General features: G+C 63.7%; 24 protein-coding genes and 1 pseudogene. 6 read left to right on the forward strand and 19 right to left on the reverse strand.

Annotated elements, in window-relative coordinates:
- Positions 1–297: 297 nt before the first annotated feature.
- The 3 genes from AC3WUM_RS18335 to AC3WUM_RS18345 are packed head-to-tail and all read right to left on the reverse strand — an operon-like array spanning position 298 to position 3,575.
- Positions 298–1,164: an SDR family NAD(P)-dependent oxidoreductase gene (locus AC3WUM_RS18335; protein ID WP_492412029.1), complete on the reverse strand. Its 867-nt coding sequence runs from the start codon at positions 1,162–1,164 to the stop codon at positions 298–300.
- Positions 1,165–1,209: 45 nt separating this feature from the next.
- Positions 1,210–2,817, reverse strand: a complete 1,608-nt coding sequence (locus AC3WUM_RS18340; protein WP_492412030.1) for a FadD3 family acyl-CoA ligase — start codon at positions 2,815–2,817, stop codon at positions 1,210–1,212.
- The gene (locus AC3WUM_RS18345) at positions 2,805–3,575 is read right to left on the reverse strand and encodes a glucose 1-dehydrogenase (protein WP_007187199.1); all 771 of its coding nucleotides are present in this window, start codon (positions 3,573–3,575) and stop codon (positions 2,805–2,807) included. Before AC3WUM_RS18345 ends, AC3WUM_RS18340 begins: the two co-directional genes overlap by 13 nt.
- Positions 3,576–3,787: 212 nt before the next feature.
- Here AC3WUM_RS18345 and AC3WUM_RS18350 point away from each other — a divergent pair, with 212 nt between their 5' ends.
- Positions 3,788–6,118, forward strand: a complete 2,331-nt coding sequence (locus AC3WUM_RS18350) for a DUF349 domain-containing protein (protein WP_492412032.1) — start codon at positions 3,788–3,790, stop codon at positions 6,116–6,118.
- Between the two features lie 82 nt (positions 6,119–6,200).
- On the opposite strand, the gene AC3WUM_RS18355 is transcribed toward AC3WUM_RS18350, so the two are convergent.
- Together AC3WUM_RS18355 and AC3WUM_RS18360 are read right to left on the reverse strand one after the other, a co-directional pair.
- Positions 6,201–6,989 carry an SDR family oxidoreductase gene (locus tag AC3WUM_RS18355; protein WP_492412033.1) on the reverse strand — a complete coding sequence of 263 codons (789 nt, stop codon included), beginning with the start codon at positions 6,987–6,989 and terminating at the stop codon, positions 6,201–6,203.
- Complete coding sequence (locus tag AC3WUM_RS18360) at positions 6,986–7,315, reverse strand: nuclear transport factor 2 family protein (protein ID WP_492412034.1); 330 nt, start codon at positions 7,313–7,315, stop codon at positions 6,986–6,988. The genes AC3WUM_RS18355 and AC3WUM_RS18360 overlap by 4 nt, the downstream gene beginning before the upstream one ends.
- A gap of 55 nt (positions 7,316–7,370) precedes the next feature.
- On the opposite strand from AC3WUM_RS18360, the gene AC3WUM_RS18365 reads away from it, so the two are divergent.
- Positions 7,371–7,784, forward strand: a complete 414-nt coding sequence (locus AC3WUM_RS18365; protein WP_492412036.1) for a winged helix-turn-helix transcriptional regulator — start codon at positions 7,371–7,373, stop codon at positions 7,782–7,784.
- 74 nt (positions 7,785–7,858) lie between these two features.
- Here AC3WUM_RS18365 and AC3WUM_RS18370 read toward each other — a convergent pair whose 3' ends face one another.
- Both AC3WUM_RS18370 and AC3WUM_RS18375 read right to left on the reverse strand, forming a co-directional pair.
- Positions 7,859–10,837 (reverse strand): Tn3 family transposase, encoded by a 2,979-nt coding sequence (locus tag AC3WUM_RS18370; RefSeq protein WP_492412038.1) that lies wholly within the window; start codon positions 10,835–10,837, stop codon positions 7,859–7,861.
- Positions 10,838–10,853: 16 nt separating this feature from the next.
- A complete protein-coding gene (locus AC3WUM_RS18375) occupies positions 10,854–11,363 on the reverse strand; it encodes a hypothetical protein (RefSeq protein ID WP_492412039.1) in 510 nt (169 codons plus the stop codon).
- Between the two features lie 169 nt (positions 11,364–11,532).
- Here AC3WUM_RS18375 and AC3WUM_RS18380 point away from each other — a divergent pair, with 169 nt between their 5' ends.
- Positions 11,533–12,060 carry a LexA family protein gene (locus tag AC3WUM_RS18380; RefSeq protein WP_157534818.1) on the forward strand — a complete coding sequence of 176 codons (528 nt, stop codon included), beginning with the start codon at positions 11,533–11,535 and terminating at the stop codon, positions 12,058–12,060.
- A 62-nt stretch (positions 12,061–12,122) separates the two neighbouring features.
- Here AC3WUM_RS18380 and AC3WUM_RS18385 read toward each other — a convergent pair whose 3' ends face one another.
- Genes AC3WUM_RS18385 through AC3WUM_RS18400 form a run of 4 tightly spaced genes read right to left on the reverse strand, consistent with a single transcriptional unit; the run spans position 12,123 to position 13,378 of the window.
- Positions 12,123–12,434 carry a DUF2442 domain-containing protein gene (locus tag AC3WUM_RS18385; protein ID WP_007187151.1) on the reverse strand — a complete coding sequence of 104 codons (312 nt, stop codon included), beginning with the start codon at positions 12,432–12,434 and terminating at the stop codon, positions 12,123–12,125.
- Positions 12,435–12,441: 7 nt separating this feature from the next.
- The gene (locus AC3WUM_RS18390) at positions 12,442–12,681 is read right to left on the reverse strand and encodes a type II toxin-antitoxin system prevent-host-death family antitoxin (RefSeq protein WP_040455239.1); all 240 of its coding nucleotides are present in this window, start codon (positions 12,679–12,681) and stop codon (positions 12,442–12,444) included.
- Between the two features lie 2 nt (positions 12,682–12,683).
- Entirely contained in the window at positions 12,684–13,031 is a 348-nt protein-coding gene (locus AC3WUM_RS18395; RefSeq protein ID WP_040455237.1) for a hypothetical protein, read from the reverse strand.
- Positions 13,028–13,378, reverse strand: coding sequence for a hypothetical protein (locus tag AC3WUM_RS18400; protein ID WP_050997791.1), 351 nt, complete (start codon positions 13,376–13,378; stop codon positions 13,028–13,030). The genes AC3WUM_RS18395 and AC3WUM_RS18400 overlap by 4 nt, the downstream gene beginning before the upstream one ends.
- A gap of 311 nt (positions 13,379–13,689) precedes the next feature.
- On the opposite strand from AC3WUM_RS18400, the gene AC3WUM_RS18405 reads away from it, so the two are divergent.
- The gene (locus AC3WUM_RS18405) at positions 13,690–14,070 is read left to right on the forward strand and encodes a helix-turn-helix domain-containing protein (RefSeq protein WP_421794085.1); all 381 of its coding nucleotides are present in this window, start codon (positions 13,690–13,692) and stop codon (positions 14,068–14,070) included.
- A gap of 28 nt (positions 14,071–14,098) precedes the next feature.
- Here the strand turns inward: AC3WUM_RS18405 and AC3WUM_RS18410 are convergent.
- A pseudogene (locus AC3WUM_RS18410) lies at positions 14,099–14,248 on the reverse strand (hypothetical protein); the annotation flags it as partial.
- 254 nt (positions 14,249–14,502) lie between these two features.
- On the opposite strand from AC3WUM_RS18410, the gene AC3WUM_RS18415 reads away from it, so the two are divergent.
- Positions 14,503–15,237, forward strand: coding sequence for a YheT family hydrolase (locus AC3WUM_RS18415; RefSeq protein WP_492412041.1), 735 nt, complete (start codon positions 14,503–14,505; stop codon positions 15,235–15,237).
- Here AC3WUM_RS18415 and AC3WUM_RS18420 read toward each other — a convergent pair.
- Positions 15,199–16,494, reverse strand: coding sequence for a type II restriction enzyme NmeDI-related protein (locus tag AC3WUM_RS18420; protein ID WP_492412042.1), 1,296 nt, complete (start codon positions 16,492–16,494; stop codon positions 15,199–15,201). The two genes, AC3WUM_RS18415 and AC3WUM_RS18420, sit on opposite strands and share 39 nt — an antisense overlap.
- 213 nt (positions 16,495–16,707) lie before the next feature.
- On the opposite strand from AC3WUM_RS18420, the gene AC3WUM_RS18425 reads away from it, so the two are divergent.
- On the forward strand, positions 16,708–17,085 hold the full coding sequence (locus AC3WUM_RS18425; protein ID WP_492412043.1) for a four-helix bundle copper-binding protein: 378 nt from the start codon (positions 16,708–16,710) through the stop codon (positions 17,083–17,085).
- 107 nt (positions 17,086–17,192) lie between these two features.
- Here AC3WUM_RS18425 and AC3WUM_RS18430 read toward each other — a convergent pair whose 3' ends face one another.
- The 6 genes from AC3WUM_RS18430 to AC3WUM_RS18455 all read right to left on the reverse strand — a co-directional run bounded on the left by AC3WUM_RS18430 (position 17,193) and on the right by AC3WUM_RS18455 (position 20,995).
- Positions 17,193–17,693 carry a MerR family transcriptional regulator gene (locus AC3WUM_RS18430; protein ID WP_492412045.1) on the reverse strand — a complete coding sequence of 167 codons (501 nt, stop codon included), beginning with the start codon at positions 17,691–17,693 and terminating at the stop codon, positions 17,193–17,195.
- Complete coding sequence (locus AC3WUM_RS18435; RefSeq protein WP_492412272.1) at positions 17,690–18,145, reverse strand: DUF411 domain-containing protein; 456 nt, start codon at positions 18,143–18,145, stop codon at positions 17,690–17,692. The genes AC3WUM_RS18430 and AC3WUM_RS18435 overlap by 4 nt, the downstream gene beginning before the upstream one ends.
- Positions 18,146–18,268: 123 nt before the next feature.
- Positions 18,269–19,321, reverse strand: a complete 1,053-nt coding sequence (locus AC3WUM_RS18440) for a transporter family protein (protein ID WP_492412046.1) — start codon at positions 19,319–19,321, stop codon at positions 18,269–18,271.
- Positions 19,318–20,313, reverse strand: a complete 996-nt coding sequence (locus tag AC3WUM_RS18445; protein ID WP_492412048.1) for a rhodanese-like domain-containing protein — start codon at positions 20,311–20,313, stop codon at positions 19,318–19,320. Before AC3WUM_RS18445 ends, AC3WUM_RS18440 begins: the two co-directional genes overlap by 4 nt.
- Entirely contained in the window at positions 20,310–20,492 is a 183-nt protein-coding gene (locus AC3WUM_RS18450; protein WP_492412050.1) for a hypothetical protein, read from the reverse strand. The genes AC3WUM_RS18445 and AC3WUM_RS18450 overlap by 4 nt, the downstream gene beginning before the upstream one ends.
- Positions 20,493–20,689: 197 nt before the next feature.
- Complete coding sequence (locus AC3WUM_RS18455) at positions 20,690–20,995, reverse strand: hypothetical protein (RefSeq protein WP_492412051.1); 306 nt, start codon at positions 20,993–20,995, stop codon at positions 20,690–20,692.
- Positions 20,996–21,153 lie beyond the last annotated feature (158 nt).

Genomic DNA, 21,153 nt, shown 5'->3' on the forward strand with positions numbered 1-21,153 from the left:
CGTCATCTCCCTGCCTTGCAGATTCGAGTTCATGGTTCTCAGGCAACTGTTCGGGTTTCAGACCATACCGCTATCCCAAACGGCCCATGCTCTCCCGCGGATTCAGATCCAGAGGGTGGTCGGGCTCGTTGGGGGGATAAACATACAAGGGTGGTCCGAAGGACCGGGAGAGGGGCTGGTTGGAGGGTGCGCTCGCTTTTCAGACGCACCCTCTCTTCCCTCGCTAACGCGAGGGACTCTCTCCCGCAAGCGGGAGAGAGGAACGGCGAGCTGATTTCGCGACTTCGCCAGGCGCGCCTACTCCACGATCGCCGGATGCGCTTGCACCGGCGCGCCGAGCATGCCGCGGTGGCTCGGCGGCTTGCGGCCTTCGTCGTCGATGCCGTATTCGCTTGCGAGTTCGGCGCCGATCAGCACCTGGCCCGATTTCTCGGCGCGCTTCGGGTCGCGGTAGAGCGCGGCGATGAGCTTGCCGGTGAACTCGGGCGTCTCGGCGATCTCCCAGAAGCCTGCGTACTTGGCTGCGTCGCGGTCCATCACGCGGCGTGTGCGGTCGGTGCGCAGCATGCCCATCCAGATCGACGCCGCGGCGACGCCGTAGGGTTTCAGGTCGACCGCCATGTCCTTGGCGAACTTGTCGACGCCGACTTTCTGCGCGCCGTAGGCCGGGCCGTGCATGTAGCAGCTGCTGCCGAACGAGGACGTGAAGGCGATGAGCCCGTTGCCGCGCCCGACCATGAGCGGCGCCGCATGCCAGCTCGCGACGTAGGCCGAGCGCAGGCCGACGTCGAGAATGTCGACGAGCTCCAGCGGCTTGGTCCAGAAGCCGCCTTTTTCGATCAGCTGGTCGTGCAGGAAGGTGGCGTTGTTGACGAGAATGTCGAGCCGGCCGCGTTGCTCCTCGGCGATGCGCGAGAACAGCCGGGCGACGTCCTCGTCATCCGCATGATCGCAAGCCACCGCGATGCCGCGTCCACCGGCCGCCGTGACGGCCGCCGCAGTGGCGGCGATGGTGCCGGGCAGGGGAGCCTGGCCTTCGTCGAGCGTGCGGCCGGTGACGTAGACCGTCGCGCCCTGGGCGCCGAGCGCGATCGCGATGCCTTTGCCGGCTCCGCGTGAAGCGCCGGTGACGAGGGCGATGGTGTTTTCGAGCGGTTTCGACATGCCTTGCTCCTGCCTGCGGTTGTGTTGTGCGACTGCGCGCAGCCTTCAGGCCGCGCTTTGCGCGCTGCGTGCGGCGTCTTCGCGCAGCTGGAACTTCATGACCTTGCCGCCCGGATTGGTCGGCAGCGAAGTGCGGAACTCGACCACGCGCGGAACCTTGTAGTTGGCCATGTGCTCGCGACACCAGGCGATCAGTTCGCCCGCTTCGAGCTTGAAGCCCGGACGCAGCACGATGCAGGCCTTGCCGACTTCGCCCATGCGCGCATCGGCGATGCCGATCACCGCCGCCTGCGCGATCGCCGGATGCGCTGCGAGCATGCGTTCGATCTCGGCCGGATAGCAGTTGAAGCCGCCGCTGATGTAGAGATCCTTCAGGCGATCGGTGATGCGCAGATAACCGCGCTCGTCGAGGCTGCCGACGTCGCCCGTGTGCAGCCAGCCTTGTTCGTCGACGGCTTCGCGCGTCGCCGCCTCATCGTCGAGATACGCCTGCATGACGTTGTAGCCGCGCACCACGATCTCGCCGGACTGGTTCGGCGCGAGCGCCTGGCCTTGCGCATCGACGCAGCGCAGCTCGATGTCGGGAATCGCCTTGCCGCTCGTGAGCGCGATGGTTTCGGCGTCATCGCTCGCATCGCAGAGCGCCACCACGCCGCAGGTTTCGGTGAGCCCGTAGCCGGTCAGCACGGTGGTGAATCCCAGCTCCCGGCGTATGCGCTCGATCAGCGTCGGCGCGATCGCAGCGGCGCCGGTGATGGTCGCGCGCAGCGAAGACAGGTCGGCCTGCGCGCGCGCCGGATCGTCGAGCAGCGAGATGAACAGCGTCGGCGGACCGGGCAACACCGAGATGCGTTGCTCTGCGATGCGCTTGAGGATGGCGCCCGCATCGAACATCGCATGCGGCAGCACCGTGCAGCCCGACAGCAGGCCGCCGAACCAGCCGACCTTGTAGCCGAACGAATGAAAGAACGGATTCACCACCAGATAGCGATCGGAGGGCGACAGGCTCATCGCGCGCGACCAATCGGCGATCACGCGCAGGTTCTGTGCATGCCCGGTGACGACGCCCTTGGGCAGCCCGGTGGTGCCCGAGGTGAACAGGATGTCGAGTCTCGATTCGCCGGTCAGCGCCGCGCTGCGCGCTTCCACCGCGCTCGCGTCGATGCGCTCGGCCAGCGATAAAAAATCATCCCAGCGCAGATCGGCAGCGCGCAGGGCGGCGGTGCTGTCGTCGAGCACGACGAGACGTTCGAGCGTAGCCGGGCGCTTGGAATCGAGCAGCAGCGGATAATCCTGCGCGAGCCAGGCGCCCGAGCAGACCAGCAACCTAGCGCCGCTCTTGCCGACGATGTATGCGGCCTCGTCACCCTTCATGCGCGTGTTGAGCGGTACCAGCACGGCGCCGACCGCGTGGATCGCGAGTCCGGCGACGATCCATTCGACGCGATTCTGTGCCCAGATGGCGACGCGATCGCCGGCTTCGATGCCGCAGGCGATCAAGGCGCGCGCGGCTTGCATGCGCAGCGCGTCGAGCTGCGTGTAGCTCAGCGCGCCGCCGTCTTCGGCGATGACCGCGATGCGGTCGGCGTAGCGTTCGACCGCCGCGCGAAACGCGGCCGGGGCGGTATGCGCTGGCGTGCTCAGTCCGCCCACATCAGATAGCCGTTGTCGATGCGCATCTCGGCTCCGTTGATGAAGCTCGACTCATCGGAGGCCAGGAACAGCACCAGGTTGGCGATGTCGGTGGGTTTGGCGAAGCGGGCCATGAGCTGCTTCTGGTCCATCATGCGCACCGCGGTCTGCTTGCCTTTGGGCATCGCGCCCATCAGGCCGCTGACCATCGGCGTCTGGATGCCGTCCGGGTGGATCGAGTTGCAGCGGATCTTGTAGAGGTTCATGCGGCAATGCGCCGCGATCGAGCGCGTCATCGCCGCCACCGCGCCCTTGCTCGCCGAATAGGCGCAGAACGAGCCGACGCCGCCGATGCCGGCCATCGACGACATGTTGACGATCGAGCCGCCGCCGCGCTTCTTCATCGCGGCGAGGCCGTGATGACAGCCGAGGAAATAGCCATCGGAATTGATGCGCTGGATCTTCTGCCAGGTGGCGAGATCGGTGTCCTCGATGTTGCCGTAGATCAGGATCGCGGCGTTGTTGACGAGGATGTCGAGCCCGCCGAAGGTTTCCTCGGTGATGCCGATGACCTGCTTCCAGTCGTCCTCGGAGGCGATGTCGTGCTTGACGAACAGGGCCGCGTCGCCGATCTCGGCGGCCACCGCGCGGCCGGCTTCTTCGTTGACGTCGGTGATGACCACCTTGGCGCCTTCTTTGGCGAGCAGCAGCGCATCCGCCTTGCCGACACCGCTCGCCGCTCCGGTCACGATCGCGACCTTGTCTTGCACACGTCCCATGCCCTGCTCCCGAATAGGTGGCCCGAATCGATGCCCGGATCGATGACCCGCGACGGTGGCTGATGAGTGCCCAGCCCTTCGTCATCTTTGGTCATCGGGGCGGTCGCGGCCTCGTCCGAGCGGGTGATGGGCAATGGCCTGCGAAGCCGAGCCGTTCCTGCGGCGCGGGTAGAATGCGCGACCCGCCCACCACCCGCTGTGCAGGCCAAACCATGTCGTTTCTCTCGCGCTTGTTTCGCAAAGCGCCAAAGCCGTCTTCCGTTCCCGCCCCGACGTCCCGACCGGCTGCGGCCGCGCCTCCCAAGCCCAGTGCGGCCGATCGCGCGCAGACCACCGCCGCGGAGGAGCAGGCCTTGCAGGCGGCCATCGGCGCCGGCGACGTCCAGGCCGTGGCCCGTCTGGTCGTTGCGGGGAGCTCGACCAGGGTTCGCCAGGCGGCGGCTCACGCGATCGATGACCCCGACGTGCTGCGACAGCTGATCCGCGATCTGCGCGGCGGCAACGACAAGGGCGTCTACAAGGTGCTGACGACCAGGCGCGACGCGCAGCTCGAGCAGGCCCGCAAGCTCGAACAGTCGCGCGCCGACATCGAGGCGGCGTCGAAAGCGCTCGAGCGTCACAGCCAGGGCGCCTATGACGCTTCGTACGGCTCGGAGCTCGATTATCTGGAGCGCCGCTGGCAGGCCGTGGCCGCGCAGGCCGATGCGGAGCAGCGCGACCAGGCCCGGCAATGGATCGAGCGCTCGCGCCAAACCATCGCCGAACACGAGCGCCAGCTGGCGGCCGAGACAGCGCGCCAGCAAGCGGCGGCCCTTGCCGCCGCAGAAGCGCAGCGCCAGCGCGAGCAGGAGGCGCAGGCCGAGGCAGCTGCTGCGGCCGAGCAGGATCGGGCGCACGAGGAGCAGCAGCGTACGCAGGCCGCCGAACAGCCATCCGGCCAGCAGGCCGAGCAGCAGGCGGCGCGCCAGATCGGCGAGCTGATCAAGAAAGCGCATGCGGCCTTGAGCGACGGCAGCAGCGCGCGTGCGGCGGGCGTGCGCAAGACCATCGAAGACAAGCTCGCGAAAGCGCCGCCGCTGCCGGCCAGCCTTGCGAGCCAGCTGCAACAGCTCGATAGGCAGATCGCCGAGTTGCAGGACTGGAAGCGCTTTTCGGTCGCGCCCAAGCGCGCGGAGCTGATCGAGGAGATGGAATCGCTGGTCGGTGCTGAGCTGGAGCCGCTCGCGCTCGCCGATCAGATCAAGAGTCTGCAGGAGCAGTGGCGCAGCCTGAGCAAGGGCACCGGCGAAAACCTCGAGGCCGATTGGCAACGCTTTCACGAGGCCGCGCAGAAGGCGTATCAGCCGTGCAGCGAATACTTCGCGGCGCAGGCCCTGGTCCGCCAGGAGAACCTGCAGCGCCGCGATGCGGTGCTCGCGCAATTGACGGCCTTCGAGGCGGGCCACGATTGGGAGCGGCCCGACTGGCGCGCCGTGATCAAGACCCTGCGCGAAACCAAGCAGGAGTGGCACCAGCATTCCGCGGTCGATCGCAAGGCCGGCAAGCAACAACACGAGGCCTTCACGGCCGTCTCCAAGCGCCTGCAGGCCCGGCTCGATGCGGAATACGCGCGCAACGTGAAGCAGAAGGAATCGCTGATCGAACGCGCCCTGGCGCTGCTCGCCAGCGACGACAGCCGCAGGGCCATCGAAGCGATCAAGGATTTGCAACAGCAGTGGAAAACCGTCGGGCCGGTGCCGCGCGAAGCCGATCAGCGACTGTGGGAAGCCTTCCGCCAGCATTGCGACGGCGTGTTCCAGAAGCGCCAGCAGGAGTCCGCCAGCTACACCGCCGGGCTCGAAAACAACAAGGCGCAGGCCATTGCCCTGTGCGAACAGCTCGAGCAGATCGCCGCGCTCGAAGGGCCCGAGCTGCAGGAGCGCGCGGCCGGCCTGGGCGAGTTGCGGACGACGTTCGAAGGGCTCGGCGAGCTTCCGCGTGCGGAGACGCGCGAGCTGCAACGCCGGTTCGAAAAGGGCCTGGAACGCTGCGACGCCGCGCTCGCTCGCCAGCGTGCCCGAGACGCGCAGGGCAGCTGGAACCATCTGTTCGAAGCCGCCGATCACGTGCGCGCGTATCGGCTTGCTGTGGCTCGCAAGCTGGATGCGGAGCAGGTCGACAGCTTGAAGCAGGCAGCCGAGCGCTACATCGGCTCGGTCCAGCGCTGGCCGAAGGGTGGACTTCAGGCGCTCAAGCAGGCGCTTGCGCGTGAGGACTCAGACGATCTCGCCGCGAATGAAGCGACGTTGAAGATGCTCTGCATCCGCGCCGAAATCCTCAGCGACACGGCGACTCCACCCGAGGATCAGGCCTTGCGCCGTGAGTACCAGCTGCAACGCCTCGTGCAGAACCTAGGGCAGGGTGGTGGGGCGGACGAGGCGAACCTGGATAGCCTGGCGATGGAGTGGGTGGGTGCAGGTCCGATAGAAGACGCGGTTTACCAGCCGCTGCTGCAGCGATTTCGATCCAGTCGCGAGCGGGGCGCACCGAAGTTTCGCAACTGAAGAGGCGGCAACCGCCAGCGGTGGCAAAGAGACGCCAGCGTTCCCTACGTTCCGCACGAGGTGCGACGTCCGGGTGATGAGTTCAGACGGTCTGAACGGTACCGCCGTCGATGACGAACTCGGCGCCGTGGATCGCGGCCGCGCGATCCGATGCGAGGTAGGCGATCAGGTCGGCGACCTCGTAAGGCTCGGCCGGACGCCCGATCGGGATTCCGCCCAAGCTGTCCAGCACGAGTTGCCGCGCCTGCTCGATCGTGCCGCCGTTGGCGGCCTGCAGGCGCTTCAAGAACTCCACGGAGGACTCGGTCATGATCCAGCCCGGGGAGACCACATTGACCCTCACGCCCTTGGGACCCAGTTCCTTCGATACGGACTTGCTGTACGTCCTGAGCGCGGCCTTGGCCGCCGCATAGGCGGTAGTCGCCTCGGGAAGAGGCAGGACCGACTGGATGGAGGTGACATGCACGACCGCGCCATGGCCGCGTTGGATCATCTGCGGAATCAGCAGGCGATCAAGGCGAACGGTCGCCAGCAGGTTCAGGTTCAATTCGCCCATCCAGTGCTCGTCCGTCAGGGCGAGGAAGCCACCGCCCGGTGTCGTCGATCCGCCGAGAACGTGAGCCAGAATATCGATTCCGCCGAGGCGCTCCAGCGCTGCCTTGGCCAGGCTTTCCCCACCCTCGGCTGTCGTCAGATCCGCCTGCACGAACTCGACGCCATCGATGGGCTCCAGGCTTCCACGGGCGGAGGTGATGACGCGCGCGCCGCCGGCAAGGAAGCGGTCGACCGTAGCGCGGCCCAAGCCCTTGGTGCCACCGCTGACGAGAACGCGCTTTCCCGCGAACTCGGTCGGATCCGGCTTGATGCTCATGCCGTGATCTCCACGGCTTTGATGGCGTCGTTTTCGAGCGTGAAGCGGTAGGTGAAGCGGATCGGGCTGCCCTTGAAGTCGCCATGGCCGGGGCCTTCGACCACGACCTGGCCGTTCTCGTGGCGAACGGCGTCCGGCGTGAAGATCGCCTTGACCGGGATCACCGCCTCTTCGAACAAGCTTCGCAATCCGGCGTGGCCCTCGTAACGAACTCCGTTGTCGAGAAGAACGGCATCAGCCGCGAAAGGCTTCAGCATTCCGTCCAAATCGAGTTTTGCGTTAGCGTCGACATAGTCGGCGATGGGTTTGGGTAACGATGAAACCATGGGCGTTCTCCGAAGCACCGTTGTGGTTCGGCGATACTGGGGATAGGCTGCAGGAATGACAAGAACAGACGAAAAAGTCCGGTACACACCAAAAGGTAAGCGTGTCGATTACACGCCTCATACCGCCGCGCAGAGCGCGCAGAACGTGATTCGCGTGCTGGAGGGCCGATGGAAGCTCGTCATTCTGTTTCAGCTCTTCGGCTCCAACATCCGCCGGTTTTCCGAGCTCGAACGCGCCATCCCGGGCATCTCCCAGAAGATGCTGATCCAGCAATTACGCCAGCTCGAGGGCGATGGCGTGGTGACGCGTATCGTTCATGCCGAGGTGCCGCCTCGGGTGGAATATCACCTCACGGAATGGGGGCAGACCCTGTGCCCGGTGCTGGACAAGCTGCTCACCTGGGCCGAGTCCGCGCCGGACGAGGTTCGGGAACGTCTCATCGATCCCGATGCTATGGCAGCTGGCTGATTCGGTCCTCTTTAACTAGAGGGTTGGCAGGGATTCTGACGAAATCGCAGCAAAGTTATCTTAAGTGTCTGTTATTAATCGAAAACTTTCAATGTCCAATCCATAGGGTCCCAGGGGCGATCGTAGTCCACCACATAGTCGCCGAACCGGTTGATGTGCCAGGTTCGATAAGGGGAAAGGAAGCCGACCATGTCGGCAGTGACCTCCACCCCCTCCGCCCTCAGTTCGCGGATCACCCGCGTCATGTGCTGGACGTTGTAGAGGCAGATCATGTTCGCCACCAGGTGGCTGTACTTGATCATCTTGCGCTGCTCGTGAGCGACGTTCTCCTGAATGATGCCCTCGCTGCCGAAGAACACCCACTGGATGAAGTTGTTGAAGGCCTCGCTCTTGTTGGTGGCCGCGCTGATCAGCTTGCGGAAGTCCGGGTTGTCGATGAACCGCAAGAGGAACTTGGTGCGGATTACCTTCCCAAGCTCCCGGAACGCCATAGCCAACCGGCTCTGATTCTTGTTTCCGAAGCGCCGCAGGATCGTTGAAGCCGTGATCTTGCCGAGCTTGATCGACACCGCCACGCGGAGCATCTCCTTGTAGTGGGCCTGAATCAGCTTCCAGTTGATCGTCCCAGTAAATAGATCGTCGATATGCTTGTACTTCGCCCCAGCGGAAGGCCTGTAGAAGTTGAGCTTCTTGATGCCCCTGATTCGGGGCATCAGCCGAATGCCCAGCAGGTGCGAGATGCCAAAAATCGCCAGGTTCTGAGCGTGTGTATCGCCGTGGATGGTATCGGGCTTTAGATCGGACTCATTCTCGACCATGGCGTCGAGAAGGTACACCCCTTCGTAAGCTCCGCAGGGAAAGAACCTGCTGAAGAACGCGATGTACCGATCTGAAACGTGGTAATAACCGATGCCACCGTAGCCGCCATAGCGAATGTGATACTCGGAGACCGCGTTCTGCTCGTACAGGTCCCACTTCATGCCATCCGCAGAGGCGGTTTTGCCGCTGCCCCAGTATTCGGGCAGATCGTACTTGGCAAAGGCATTGGTCACCTCGACTGTCGCCTTGTCGAGTGACTCCTCCGTCACGTACTTGAGATTGAGCCAACTGATCTGGCGGCGGCTGATCCCTTTGACCGATCGACTGGTCTGGACGGCGCCGAGGTTGCAGCCGTAGCAGAACAACGAGGTGACAAAGCGCTTCGGAAGATCTTCAATCCGGGTGTCCGTGCCTGCCAAATGCTTGAAATGGCGATGCAGGTTCAGCCAGCGCTCCACGTCGATCAGCACATCGAGGATGCTGACCGGGAGCAAGCGATCCCGGATCATCATATCGAGCTTTTCCGCGGCGGCCGGCTGCATGGTCTTCTTCAGATTGCGCAGCGACAAATTCCCATCGACGATCGAAGCGTGGGTGTTGTGCTTGAAGCGCTTATCAACCTCCGTCGCAAGCTCCGCGAGCTCTGTGCGCAGCCGGGCCACCGCTTCGACCGCATCGACGTCGATGCCCGCCATTTCGCCGTATTCAGGCAGCTCGTTTTCGACGGTATCCATATCTGCCAACTGCTCGCGATAGTCGTCGTACTTCTCGCCGCTCTGGATGAACAGGTCGCCATTACCCAAGTCTTCGCGAATCCGCGAGATGACGCTGAGCTCGAAGGCCTTGCGATGAACGATATCGCCAGTCGAAGGCAACCCCGTGCCGTCATCAAACACCAGCTGCCGCCATGCATTGCTCATCCAGCCCAGGTCAGCTTTGGCGTTGAGCCCCAATTCTGACAGCGAGATATGCTCGACTCGGGAATGCCGGAGACGATGAAGCGCCTCCATCAGCTTCTCCATTCCTTGGCTTTCGTTCGTCGATTTCGGTTTGATCACCTCCAGGCAGTTCAGAAAGAGGGATCTGGATCCCGGGTAGCGATTGAGCATAAAGGGCAGGTAATTCGAGCCCGAGAACGCCAGATGCTCTTCACACAGCTCCAAGAGCATCGCGGCGTCACTTCCAATGCTGTTCTCGATAGCCTGCAGCCTTTTCACCGCGCTGGCATCGGTCTGGTAGGCCTTCAAGGTACCGTGGAATCGCTCGACCAAGAGATCGATCGCCTTGGCGCGTTCGATCTGGTACTGGCGGAGTCGACGCTCGGCAGAGGCCCGGAGCCTGTCGTGCAAACGGATGTACAGATCGGCGGCGTCATCCAGAGCCCGCGCATGGCAGGACCGAATGAAGATGACGGCCAACGCGTATCGCTTGCGGGGAACCAGCTCGAGCATTTCGGTGGCATTCTGGGCTCGCGCCAGCACGCGATAGTGCTTGAGCTTGCTGACCGGTATATCGGCGACCGCCGGCAGACCGACCGAAAGTTGCTGCACCTGGCGGACGTGGTCGAGATAGTCGCGCACGGCATTGTTCGTTGGACGCTTGGGCTCTTGCTTCAACGCGTTCCAGGCGGATGTGCTCGAGCCGGCGGTCTCGAACAAGGCATCGATCTTCTTGCGAAGCTGCGAGGACAATGGGTCGGCAAGGGAACCATAGTGCAGGGTCTCGACCTTTTCCCGGGCGCGGCGTGCCATGCGCTCCAAGGTCGTGAATCCGGGCAACTCATACTGATAGTGGATGAGCTCCTCAAGCAGCACATTGATGATGTCTGTGAGGTGATGCTGAGTCAGCGCCGCCGTCGCTGCGCGCTCGATCATCCAATCCTCATCGTCGAGCGGACGAATGTCCAAACGCTTACGGAGGAGATTGAGATTGCGATGGCGGACGCCGCCATCATCGGCCATCCTGATTTCATCGCCTGTCAGGGGACGCTTGAAATCACTCGCAAGGGTGACGTGATCCAGGTATGGCCGAGGAACATCTTTTAGCCGCGGGAAGAATCCCAGGCGCTGGGCGCATTTGAGCAGCACCAGAAGTGCGACGCGCTTGGTGGCGGAATTGGCGCTCTTCTTTGCCCAAGCCTTCTCGTCGTCGGAAGGGATGTAATGGTCGTTGAGCTCCCGGGGCCGTGGCTCTGGAAGCAATCGCGGGTATGCGGTTTCCTCGACCGTGGCCACCGAGAGGGGAGGGAGCTTAGCTCCAGACTCGGCTGGTGTCGCGGTGGCGGATCACTGCATCGACCTCGCAATCTCGATCATTCCCGACGCTGCGAATCCGCTCGAGCAGCGCTTGCGCCGCCTGATCAATCGAACCGCCCGTGGGGGGCAGGGTGAGCTCGATGAACGAGCCATCGGCCTGCAATCGACGCGGGCGGTAATCCTTCAGGCACCACCGCTCGATGAGCCGAAGCGCTGCTTGGCTTCTGGCCGGGGAATCACCACGGTCAGAAACGCAAATCTTCAATTCGACGCGCATTCCGCGCTTCGCGCGGCCCCGCTGCGCCCGCTCGGCTTCCCAGGCCTCCACCAGACGAAGCGCCAGGGGCGCGGCCCGTAGTGGACCGATTGCCTGGGAAGACCTCTGATTCTGTCGCATTGCCGTTCCCCTGATGCCGGTTCGAAGCTTGCCAACATGATTATAGTAACGTATATCAACAGTCTGGAGAAGTCCTTTTTTGCAAGGAAAATGATTCAGAACCTTCATGGTTGTGGCCGCCCCCTGAGGGCGTCGCGAAGCAATGCCCCGTGGTGCTGGCCGTCCGACAGCGCTGGCACCGTGCGGAGGGCTGTGCATGGCTAGGCACGGCGGACGTCGAGCGGGTGCTGGCAGGCCGGCAGGCTCGGGGCGATACCACGGGGAAGAAACGCGGGTAATGCGAGTACCGACCTCGCTGGTCGATTCCATGCTTGCCCAGCTTCAGGAGTATTCCCGTGGGGCGCATGCCCTGGCCGGATGGCATGGTACGCAGGGCCAAAGGCCGTCGGCCCAGGGAATCGATTTAAACCTCGTGCGGGAGATGGCAACAAACGCGCTGGGGGGTGGTCTCGCCGGCGACGGCTCCCATGACCCGCTGACTCCTGAACCTGGCTCTACCTTCGTGTACACGGTCCGCGGAGACGCGATGGACCGAGCGGGAATCCTCGATGGCGACCGCGTGCTGGTGGATCGCCGGTTGAAGCCAGCGACTGGCGATATCGTGCTGGCAGTGCTGGAGAACCGGGACCTGACCGTCCACCGCTTCGTGGCAAGACGACGAACCCCTTCGCTCGAGCCCGACTCGACGAACTCAGAGCATCGAAGCCGACCGCTGCAGCCCGACCAGGGAGATTCGATCTGGGGAGTGGTGACAGGGGTGGTCCGGCAATTCGGAAGCTATCGATTCCCAGAACGGCGGAGCTGAGAGCCGTCGAGAAATCGCGAGGCCGGACGCAGCGCGAGGGCGCTTCGGAAGGTGAGCAATCGCTACGATTCGTCGAGGACTTGCCGAAAGTTCAGCCCGAACAAATCGGTTACCCAGAGATAGCCGCCGAGGCGTGGCCAATGAAGGTAATAGCCTGCCGGGGAGACCCTGACCATACTCATGTCGGCCACCCGGGCACCGCTCAAGGGAAGCAGCAAGCGTCGCGGGGCCGACAACTCCACGCCGGAATCCAGCGTGACGATAAGGCGACGTCGTCGCCGGTCGAAGTAGGCGTCGGTTGCGCGCAAGACCAGGCCGCGTCGAGCTGCGCGACGTTCCGCCAGTCGATAGGCCCGGATCGAGATCTTCAGCATTGATGAGCTATCGGCGCCGCTTGGCCGTTCTCGCCTTGCTGGAGGCGGGTGGCACAGGGGCGCGAGGCTGGTTGGTCCCCGCGGCCGCGGCCGTCAGGCGACGATAGCGGGCGACGCTCATCATGACGCCGATCGGAATGCCCCGCCGGCAGATCAGGATGTCCGCACGGCGCGACAAGGCCAGATAGTGCCCCCAGCGGCGCCGCATCTGGGTCACGGATACCGTGACCAGCCTCCGCCGCGGCATGGTCAGTGTCCGCGCCGCCGCAATGCGGCTGCGATGAGGCGTTCCGATTGTTCGGCCCAGAGGGCTTCCGAAAGCTCGTTTGCCAGTATCTGGTCCGAAACGTCAATGCCATACACCCGCTCCTCCATGTGAGGAACCAGCAGGGCGGAGGGAGCGGCCTTCCCCAGGCGCAAATCTCCGACCCTGGCAACCACGGCAATCTCCCTCGTGAGCGGCAGTCCGAATATGGACCACATGACCTCGGGGTATTCCTTGTCGGTCGTACCGTCGACGTAGTCGATGACTTGCCCACGGACGAGGGCCTCGATGACCCGGCTGGCCACCTCCTCGGGAGATTCGGGCGTGGTCATCCTGCGGTCCCCTGTCTGCGTCGGTAGGCTTTGGATTCACGGAACGTGGGCGCATGAGTGCTGAGAAACACCCTCATGGATTCCCGATATCGCAGTGCGTTTGCCGGCAACTCCAGTTCGAGTTCTTGCGCAATGGCAATCGCGTACTTGATCTGAGGGCCCGTCGGGGGGATGAGGTGAGCATCCAGAGCCGCAGAGAGCGTATCAGCCGCGCGCCTGGCAAGTTCCGGGGGATCCATTTCCGCCCCGTCTGCCAAACTGATAATGCGATAGAGACGTTCCTCGACGTGCGCCTCGAACGGCAGCACGAGAGAGAAATCGAAGTCTCCATAAACCAGTCGGAACACCGGGCAGCCCTCAGTCCTGTCGTGAACTCAAGAAGCACGACCTAAAGGGCCGTGCCGCTCTCGCAAATTCGGACTGTCCGCTGGGCGTCGAGAGATCAGCATCGAAGCCCCATTCCGGCTGTAAGAGGGCCAATATTCGGCTGGCTCCTGCGGATTAGCGGGGTTCGATATCCCCTAAGCTTCTCAGACTATGCTCTGCAAATCAACAGCCTGCGCTGTATTTTCATGAGTATACTCGGTGGAACAGGACCCTGCGGGGCTGCATCGTCCCCGGGATGGTGGCCTCTCCTAAAAAGAAGAAACGGCACCCCGTGGCCGTGGCCTTCGGGGTGGCCCTCCGCGCGAGCCGTATTCAGGCCGGGCGATCCCAGGAAGCCTTGAGCATGGCCTGCGGCCTGGACAAGACCTATGTCGGCGTCCTGGAGCGCGGCGGCAACCAGCCGACGCTGGGCACCATCTTCCTGCTCGCCGACGAGTTGGAGATCACCGCCGAGTCGATGGTCACGGCGACGCGCAAGGCCATGAACCTGGCGCTGATCAGCCGACCCAAGCGGGAGACGACCGCCCGCGGCGCTGCAACTGCCGCAAAGTCGGAGCGTCATAAAGCCGCCGGATCAGGGCGCAGTCCCGACCCAAAAGGTCGAGGTCGGACTCTAGGTAAAGTACGCCCAAAACCCGCACGTAAGACCTGATCGCGACCGACGGGTCCCCCTGCTCAATCCTGGACAGGGTCCGGGTGGAAAGGCCGGCCCGAACCGCCAGGACCCTCGCCGGCATGCGGCGCCTGAGCCGGGCGCGCTGCAGGCGTTCCCCGAGTTCGGTCATATGGGCCTGCTGGGACGGCAGCAGGCGCTTACTGGATCGCGGCATGACGGGCCACTGAATGCACGGGAAGGGGCTTCACGGGACGTTTATGTCCCATTACGGAGATCCTGATCCGGGCCTGACGATGCCTTGAAGGGCGCCAGCCGCCTCCGAGCCACCCGGCGCGACCTCCAGGACCTTGCACCAGTCGAAGTCGACACGCTCCCGGGGATAGCCGCGCTGGTTGGAGTACAGCTTCGTCCCCACGTGCCGGACGGCCTCCATCGAGTAGTGCGTGTGGCCAAAAACCCAGGCAGCGGGTGTTTGAAAGAACGCTGGGCTGGTCCCTGGGCGGAAACCTTACCCTCAAGGCGCTGGCGGAAGAGGGCCAGTTGGCACCGGTGAATCTCGCAGCAGCGGCCCCTGTGCCCTTTAACATCCGACCGTGCGCAGAGCGCTTGCGTACTGGCTTTTCCCGTGTCTACCAAAAACGCTTGCTCGACGCAGTGAAAGGCGCTTTGCGGCGCAAGCATACCCAGGTTCCGTTATCACCTATGGTCGATTTGTCCGCTGCGCTTGCGGCGCAGGATTTTATTGAGTACGACGAGGCCTGTACGGCGCCATTGGCGGGTTACCGAAACGCGGAGGACTACTACACGCACGCTTCCTGTGGCCAATATTTGAAGAGTATTGAGCGCTCGACTCTCGTGGTGCATGCGCTGGATGATCCCTTCATGACGGCCGACATCGTTCCCGATGTGGAGGCCTTTTCGCCCCACGTTATCTTGGAATTGGCGCACCGCGGCGGGCATGTAGGTTTTGTCAGCGCCGGCGCGCTAGGTCGGCCCTATTGCTGGCTCGAGCGCAGATTGGCGGAATTTCTGCACGCCGGCTTTGAACGTCAGGCTGTCGATTCGCGCGAGTTGCTGGTAAGCACCCGATCGAACTCAAGTTTGCCGCGGGTCTGCTGGCCTGATTCGGATCGGTCCGGCTCAGGCAGGTGTCCGGGCTTGCAGCTACCGCAACGGGGCGGCGAGGCTCAGCATGCCCTTTAGCCCCGTTCCGAACCGCGCCAGGGCGGTGCGGTGCTCGCGCAGCGCGCCGTAAGGAAGGTAGTGGAGCTTCAGGTCGGAGACCCGACTGAAGGCCGGCCGACCCAGCTGCACACGCACCTGCTCCTGCCGATCATCGGGCGCGACAAGGAAGTAATTGCCGGACGTCGGTTCGTCGAAGGAAAGAGCGAGGTCCAGCATGCGTACAATGCCCGAGTAGATGCTTGTCGTGTGCTCGACCTCGAAGGCTGCGGCAATGCGCTCCTGGTCCGGGTCGATCCAGAGCACATCGATCAGCCGGATCGATTCGGCACTGCCGGCCGCGGCGATCTTGGGCGGCAAGGTGTCGACACAGCCGTCGGACAGGCGGCCGCCGCCATAGGGCCTGGAACGATCGTTGGCGGCGATCCAGACCACGTAGCCCAGCGCTTGCCCCAGGTCTCTCAACCAACCTTGCACCTCGGTGTGGGTGAGATCGCCTTCAGCTGCTACTCGCAGCGAGCTGCTGATTCGGGCCGACTGCTCGCGCACGAGCGCGACATCCGCCCGCCATTGGGCGATCTGGTCCTCTTCGCGACCGATCGCCGGCGCCATGTAGCGGCCGGAACCGATATCGAACAGCAGTCCGCCGATGGCGCCGAGGTCATTGGAGAGCAGTTGGCGATGCCGCTGGTTGAATTCGAGGATGCCCCTGCGCATGGCCAGATACTCCTTCCAGCTGCCGAGCTTGGCGTTCGCGCCGGTTAGCAGGTTGTAGCCGCGCACAATGGCGGTGTTGAAGGGTGGTAACAGCGTGGGATGCAGGAAGTACAGCAGGTTCGCGGCTGCGGGGCCAAGACCTTTGATGCGCTGCGCGTCCAACTGCTGGATCGCAGCCAGCACGGGTTCTTCAGTCTGGCAGCAGGCACAGCTGTGAAGGAAACGACCGAAGGCGCGCTGATTGTCCGGATTTTCGTAGATATCCGGGATGCGCAGTTTTGGCTTCCAGAGAAAGGCATGATCCGCGCCCCTGAAGATCTGGCGCTGCTCCGCGATGCTGCTGACCACCGTCTCCAGCGATGATCCTCGATAGGCATTTCCGAAGCGCCCTGCCTCGATTTCCTCGACCACTGCGGCAAGGCCCCGCCGGATAGAGCGGAAGTTCTTCAGTCGTTCCTCCCAGAGGAACCAACTCCGATAGGTAGCGGCAGGATCTTCACGCCAGACCTCCAGCATTTTCCGGGTCTCGGCAGCGACGTCTTCGGGCTGAGGTTGATTCATTGAAGCGCGCTCATTCGTGGTAGAGCCTGCAGTCTGCAAGAGGCCGGAGCGAAACTCTCCCATCCTGCAAGGAGGGGCGACGGATCAAGGTCCAGAGATTTCGGGCCAAATACCTGAAGCGATTGTCCTCCTGGAGCAGGCATGGCTGCTGCACGAGGAACGCGGCTGGCCTTCGCGGTCGGCAGCCCACTTTTCTTACACGGAGACAATGACATGGCCCACGACCAATTTCGAGAGTGTATTGAGGCCTGCCAGGCCTGCGCCGACGCCTGCGACCACTGTGCCACGGCCTGCCTGCAGGAGACCGATGTCGGGAAGATGGCCCGCTGCGTCGCGCTCGACATGGATTGCGCGCAGATTTGCCGCCTGGCCGCTTCGGCGATGGCACGCGGCAGTGAGTTCGCCGCCGCGATCTGCCAGATGTGCGCGGATATCTGCGAGGCCTGTGGCGAGGAATGCGAACGCCATCCCCCTGACCACTGCCAGCAGTGCGCCGATGCCTGCCGGCGTTGCGCCGAGGCTTGCCGACAGATGGCGAGCAAGGCCCCGGCACGCGGTGCCCAGCAGGGCACGGCCGCCGCCGCCCACTAATCGTCGCCGGCTCGCAAGAGGGGCCGGCAAGACTAGTTCGCTTGCCGAGCCCTTAGCCTGATGCCTTCGAGTATGAACTGCTGACGCCAGCGGTGGCATGACAGCCTTCATCGGGCCTTGGTCTGGTAGCTGTCAGGGCCCAGCAGTTCGGTGATGATGGAGGCGCGGCCCTTCGCGCGGCCCTTCGCCTTGCCGGCGTGTTGCCGCAAGCGGTCCCGGATCGCGGTGAGATCATGGATGCGGCGCTCGATCTCGCGAACCCTCGGTTCGAGGCCGGATTCCAACTTGCCGCTGAGATCACCCTGATTCTCAAGGCGCAGAATGTCGGCAATTTCGTCTAGGTTGAAGCCCAGGGCGCGCACACGCCGGATGAATCGCAATCGATCAACGTCTTCCGCGTCGAAGTTTCGATATCCCGATGTCGCTCGACGCGCCTTGGGCAACAGGCCCAGGCGTTCATAAAACCGGATCGTGTCGACCGTGGTGTCCGTCAGCTTGGCGAGACGGCCGATGGTGACGCGCGGCAGGGCCTGAGCATCGCCTGAAGTCGGTAACGCAGAAGGGCCCGTTGTTCGTCGCGGCGAGGTCCCTCGTCGGTTCACGCTCATGGCGCCGCCGGACCATGGGCAGCGAACACCGAGGGCGCGGCATCATCGCGGAACAGAACGACTTCATACCGGTCGACACGATCCCCTTGTTCCATGCCGGGAGAGCCGATCGGCATGCCGGGCACCGCCAGACCCTTGGCCTTCGGACGCTCGGCCAGCAGCCGCCGGATGTCTTCCGCCGGCACATGGCCCTCGATGAGGTAACCGCGCACCAGGGCGGTATGGCATGACGCCAAATGCGCCGGAACGCCGAGCTGCGACTTCAGTGGATTCATGGCGTTCTCGTTTTTCACCGAGACAGTGAACCCAGCCGACCTCAGGTGTTCGACCCATTTGGAGCAGCAGTGACAGGTAGGACTTTTGTAAACGACAACGGTCTCGGCATCGATTGCCCCTGGGGCGCGGGTGGTCCACCAGGACACCACGCCCAATGCGGCGATCATGACGAACATTGCCATACCCGCTCCAAGGTACTGGCGCCATTTCTTCTGCGATGAGCGTGCTGATTTCATGTCCGAAAACTCAAGGTCCGATAGAGCCGCCACGAAGTGGCAGCGCGTCATTGGGAGCGAGGATTACAGGAAGCGCCATTGCCAGTTCAGCCGTCCGAGGAAGGTGGTCTTGAGCTGCGGTCCATCCAGGTCCTGATACACCGGGGCGCCGACCTCAAGAAACACTCTCTGATGCTCGGAGCGGGGACTCTGGCCCGGCCTCAGGTCAAAGCCCACCAGGAAATCCAGGCGCTTTCCCCCCTGCAGGGAAGCGTCCTTGGTCGGTTCGTCCGCGGGATCAAGTTCCGCATCGGCGCCGCGGATGTTTTCGACGCGGCGGGCCTCGACGCGGGCCGAGGCATTGGCCACCTCGTTGAGGCGACGGATCATCCATAGGCCCAGCCGATAGTCGTTGCCAAGGCGATAGCCGTTGTCGTTGTCGCCGATGCGCAGGTTGGGCAAGAACTCCACGCCCCAGCCCCATTGCGCGGCCTGTCCCAGATAGGCGACTCCAGGGATCAGGGAAACGGTGCCGGCGCCCAGTTGCATGGGGTACTCCAGGCGCATGCCGTTCATGCGCTCGTCGATCGATCCGGTCGGCAGGCTGAGGCCGGCATTGAGCAGGACACGATGGCGCAGATCGGGCTGCGCATAGATCACGTACTGTGCACGTAGTCCGACATCGCCGATGCCGCTGGTGCGTTCGTTGAATCGCTCACCGTCGGCGGTGAGGTGCTCCATCGACTTGACGAGGTAGGGCAGCGTTGCCATCAGCGCCAGATCGTCGGTTGCTGCGTACATCAGCATGCCCATATGCATCTGCATGCTCATCTTGGTAGGCGCGGCGAAGTAGTTCTGCAGGATTTCACCCTCGCTGATCCCTCCGGTGCCATCGAGGTTACGGTTCATCTTCTCGTAGCCGTACTCGTAGGCCGCCATCCATTTGCCCCCGTGTCCCAGCATGAACGCCGCCGGCTGTAACCCGTGGATCATCGTGGCCACCCGGTCGATGTCCCGTGACTGCACGGGAATGACGGGATAGGTCCCGAGCTCCGGTGCGGAACGATCTTGGGCGAGCGCCGGAATGGCGCTGACCAGCAATGCGGTCAGCACAGAAGCCTGCGGGTATGGCTTCATGTTTTTCTCCTCTTGGGCGACTGATGAGTCAGATACACCGAGACGGGGGCATCGAAGCCCTTGAGGTGTTGCGGCTCTGCGTGCAGCACCAAGGCATCGGCATGTTCTTGGTGGCTAGTACGCGCGTGATTCATGACCGCTTCGGTTGCGGCAATGCCGCCCGGCGGAGCAAGCTTGAGCAGGCGTGCCGCGGTGTGCACAGCCGTGCCGATGAAGGAAAGTCCCCGGCGTTCGGGGCCGCCAATCCGACCAATAACCAACGGACCAAAGTCCAGGGCCATGCGTACCTCGGGGAGGTCGTGGCGAGTCACGCGGCGTTCGGCGAGCGCATCACGAATGGCGAACGCCGCAGGCAGGCTCTCCGTGGGGCTGGCGAAGTACAGCATGGCGCCGTCGCCTTCGAAGTCGTGGACATCGCCGCAATGGCTGACGGCGATTTCCGTCACGATCTCCATGAAGGCCTGCACCAAGCTAAGCACCTGCTCGGGGGAATGGGTCGCGAACAGGCGCGTGGAGTCGACCATATCGACGAACAGCACGGCCAGTTCACGGCGGGCCGGCAGGACCAGGCCTCGCAGAAATGCGGCTTCCGCAATGAGATCGCCCGGAGGCTCTTCGCCTAGGACGGCCCACTGGGCAATCTGACGCCGGGCTTCGGGGGCGAGCACCGCGGTGACGCCGGCGCCGGCAAGCCAGGCGGGCCATCCGCCGTCCAAGACGGCGATGTCGCGGTATCCAGCCGCTTCGAGCCAACGTGCGACGCGAGTGCTCGAAGCCTGTCCGTTGCATAGACAGTAGACGACGACAGGCGTTGAGCGCGGCAGATCGGGAAGCTGCGGTGGCTGCTCGTCCATGTAGATCGGGACAGCATGCGGGAGCGCCAGCGGCTCACGTCGAAACGCGTCACGGCGTCGGGCATCGAGCAGCAGCGGCGCGGGCGAGTGCCGAAGTCGCTCGCCCAACGCGGCGGGTGTGATGCGACCGATGCTCATGTCGGCTCGGGCCAGAGCTGTGTCGAACGCAGCCGCAGGGCATTGGCCACGACCGACACGGAGGACAACTGGACCGCAATCTCGGGGGTCAGCGGCCGATCCAGCGCCTGTCGCGTAAAGGCGGCCGATTCGCTGCCGTCCGGTGCTGATCGACCATGCGAACGGGCCAGATCAGCCACGTCGGACCGTCCCCAGTCCGAAGGAACACTCGCGCAGCCACTGAGCAGCGCTGCGGAAAGCGCTGGTACATAAAGATATTTTCGGGGAACCACAAATCCTCCCAGGAATCCTTGAGCGTTGTTCCGCGGCGGGTGGGCCACGGAATAGCCACGGGATTGCGGGCAGGGGTCACCTGCGCCGCAAACGCGGCTTCAACTCAGGACATACTGGGGGGACGGATCAGGGCGAGGACATGCGCGCGCGAAGGCGCGAGTGGCGCCAAATTGGCGCGCTGACTCTCGACAGGGAAGTCGAGAGCGGAGAGGGAGAGGATGACTGCGACGCCGGGGCAGGCGCCGCTGCAGCCGACCTTGGCACAATCGCAGCCGCAGTTGCAGCCAGGTACCTTGATGGCCTGGGTCGCGTCGTCAGGCGAAGTGGCCATCATGTGGCCGGCGTGCTCGCCCTGCGCCTGCATCATTGCCGCATGGTCGTGATGCATGGCCACAGGGTCGGCCGGCATGGCCTCCGTAACCGGAGCCGGCATTGAGCCCGCCGGGTGCCTGCAGGACATGCCCACGATGCCGGCCATCGCCTGGAACTAGAACGTCCAGGCGAGCAGTACGGCCAACAAGGGCTTGAGCAGGCGCATTTTCATAGTGTGTTACCAGCGCTTAGTCG

This window comes from Hydrocarboniphaga sp. FW305-C-57, from assembly GCF_058783045.1.

Bases quoted from the DNA above. Each gene is read 5' to 3' on its own strand.
- AC3WUM_RS18335 (WP_492412029.1), bottom strand. From the start codon at position 1,164: ATGTCGAAACCGCTCGAAAACACCATCGCCCTCGTCACCGGCGCTTCA.
- AC3WUM_RS18430 (WP_492412045.1), bottom strand. From the start codon at position 17,693: ATGAGCGTGAACCGACGAGGGACCTCGCCGCGACGAACAACGGGCCCT.
- AC3WUM_RS18345 (WP_007187199.1), bottom strand. From the start codon at position 3,575: ATGGGACGTGTGCAAGACAAGGTCGCGATCGTGACCGGAGCGGCGAGC.
- AC3WUM_RS18435 (WP_492412272.1), bottom strand. From the start codon at position 18,145: ATGTTCGTCATGATCGCCGCATTGGGCGTGGTGTCCTGGTGGACCACC.
- AC3WUM_RS18375 (WP_492412039.1), bottom strand. From the start codon at position 11,363: ATGAAGGTTCTGAATCATTTTCCTTGCAAAAAAGGACTTCTCCAGACT.
- AC3WUM_RS18385 (WP_007187151.1), bottom strand. From the start codon at position 12,434: ATGCTGAAGATCTCGATCCGGGCCTATCGACTGGCGGAACGTCGCGCA.
- AC3WUM_RS18425 (WP_492412043.1), top strand. From the start codon at position 16,708: ATGGCCCACGACCAATTTCGAGAGTGTATTGAGGCCTGCCAGGCCTGC.
- AC3WUM_RS18445 (WP_492412048.1), bottom strand. From the start codon at position 20,313: ATGAGCATCGGTCGCATCACACCCGCCGCGTTGGGCGAGCGACTTCGG.
- AC3WUM_RS18420 (WP_492412042.1), bottom strand. From the start codon at position 16,494: ATGAATCAACCTCAGCCCGAAGACGTCGCTGCCGAGACCCGGAAAATG.
- AC3WUM_RS18395 (WP_040455237.1), bottom strand. From the start codon at position 13,031: ATGACCACGCCCGAATCTCCCGAGGAGGTGGCCAGCCGGGTCATCGAG.
- AC3WUM_RS18360 (WP_492412034.1), bottom strand. From the start codon at position 7,315: ATGGTTTCATCGTTACCCAAACCCATCGCCGACTATGTCGACGCTAAC.
- AC3WUM_RS18380 (WP_157534818.1), top strand. From the start codon at position 11,533: ATGCGAGTACCGACCTCGCTGGTCGATTCCATGCTTGCCCAGCTTCAG.
- AC3WUM_RS18355 (WP_492412033.1), bottom strand. From the start codon at position 6,989: ATGAGCATCAAGCCGGATCCGACCGAGTTCGCGGGAAAGCGCGTTCTC.
- AC3WUM_RS18350 (WP_492412032.1), top strand. From the start codon at position 3,788: ATGTCGTTTCTCTCGCGCTTGTTTCGCAAAGCGCCAAAGCCGTCTTCC.
- AC3WUM_RS18440 (WP_492412046.1), bottom strand. From the start codon at position 19,321: ATGAAGCCATACCCGCAGGCTTCTGTGCTGACCGCATTGCTGGTCAGC.
- AC3WUM_RS18455 (WP_492412051.1), bottom strand. From the start codon at position 20,995: ATGCCGGCCGACCCTGTGGCCATGCATCACGACCATGCGGCAATGATG.
- AC3WUM_RS18390 (WP_040455239.1), bottom strand. From the start codon at position 12,681: ATGCCGCGGCGGAGGCTGGTCACGGTATCCGTGACCCAGATGCGGCGC.
- AC3WUM_RS18365 (WP_492412036.1), top strand. From the start codon at position 7,371: ATGACAAGAACAGACGAAAAAGTCCGGTACACACCAAAAGGTAAGCGT.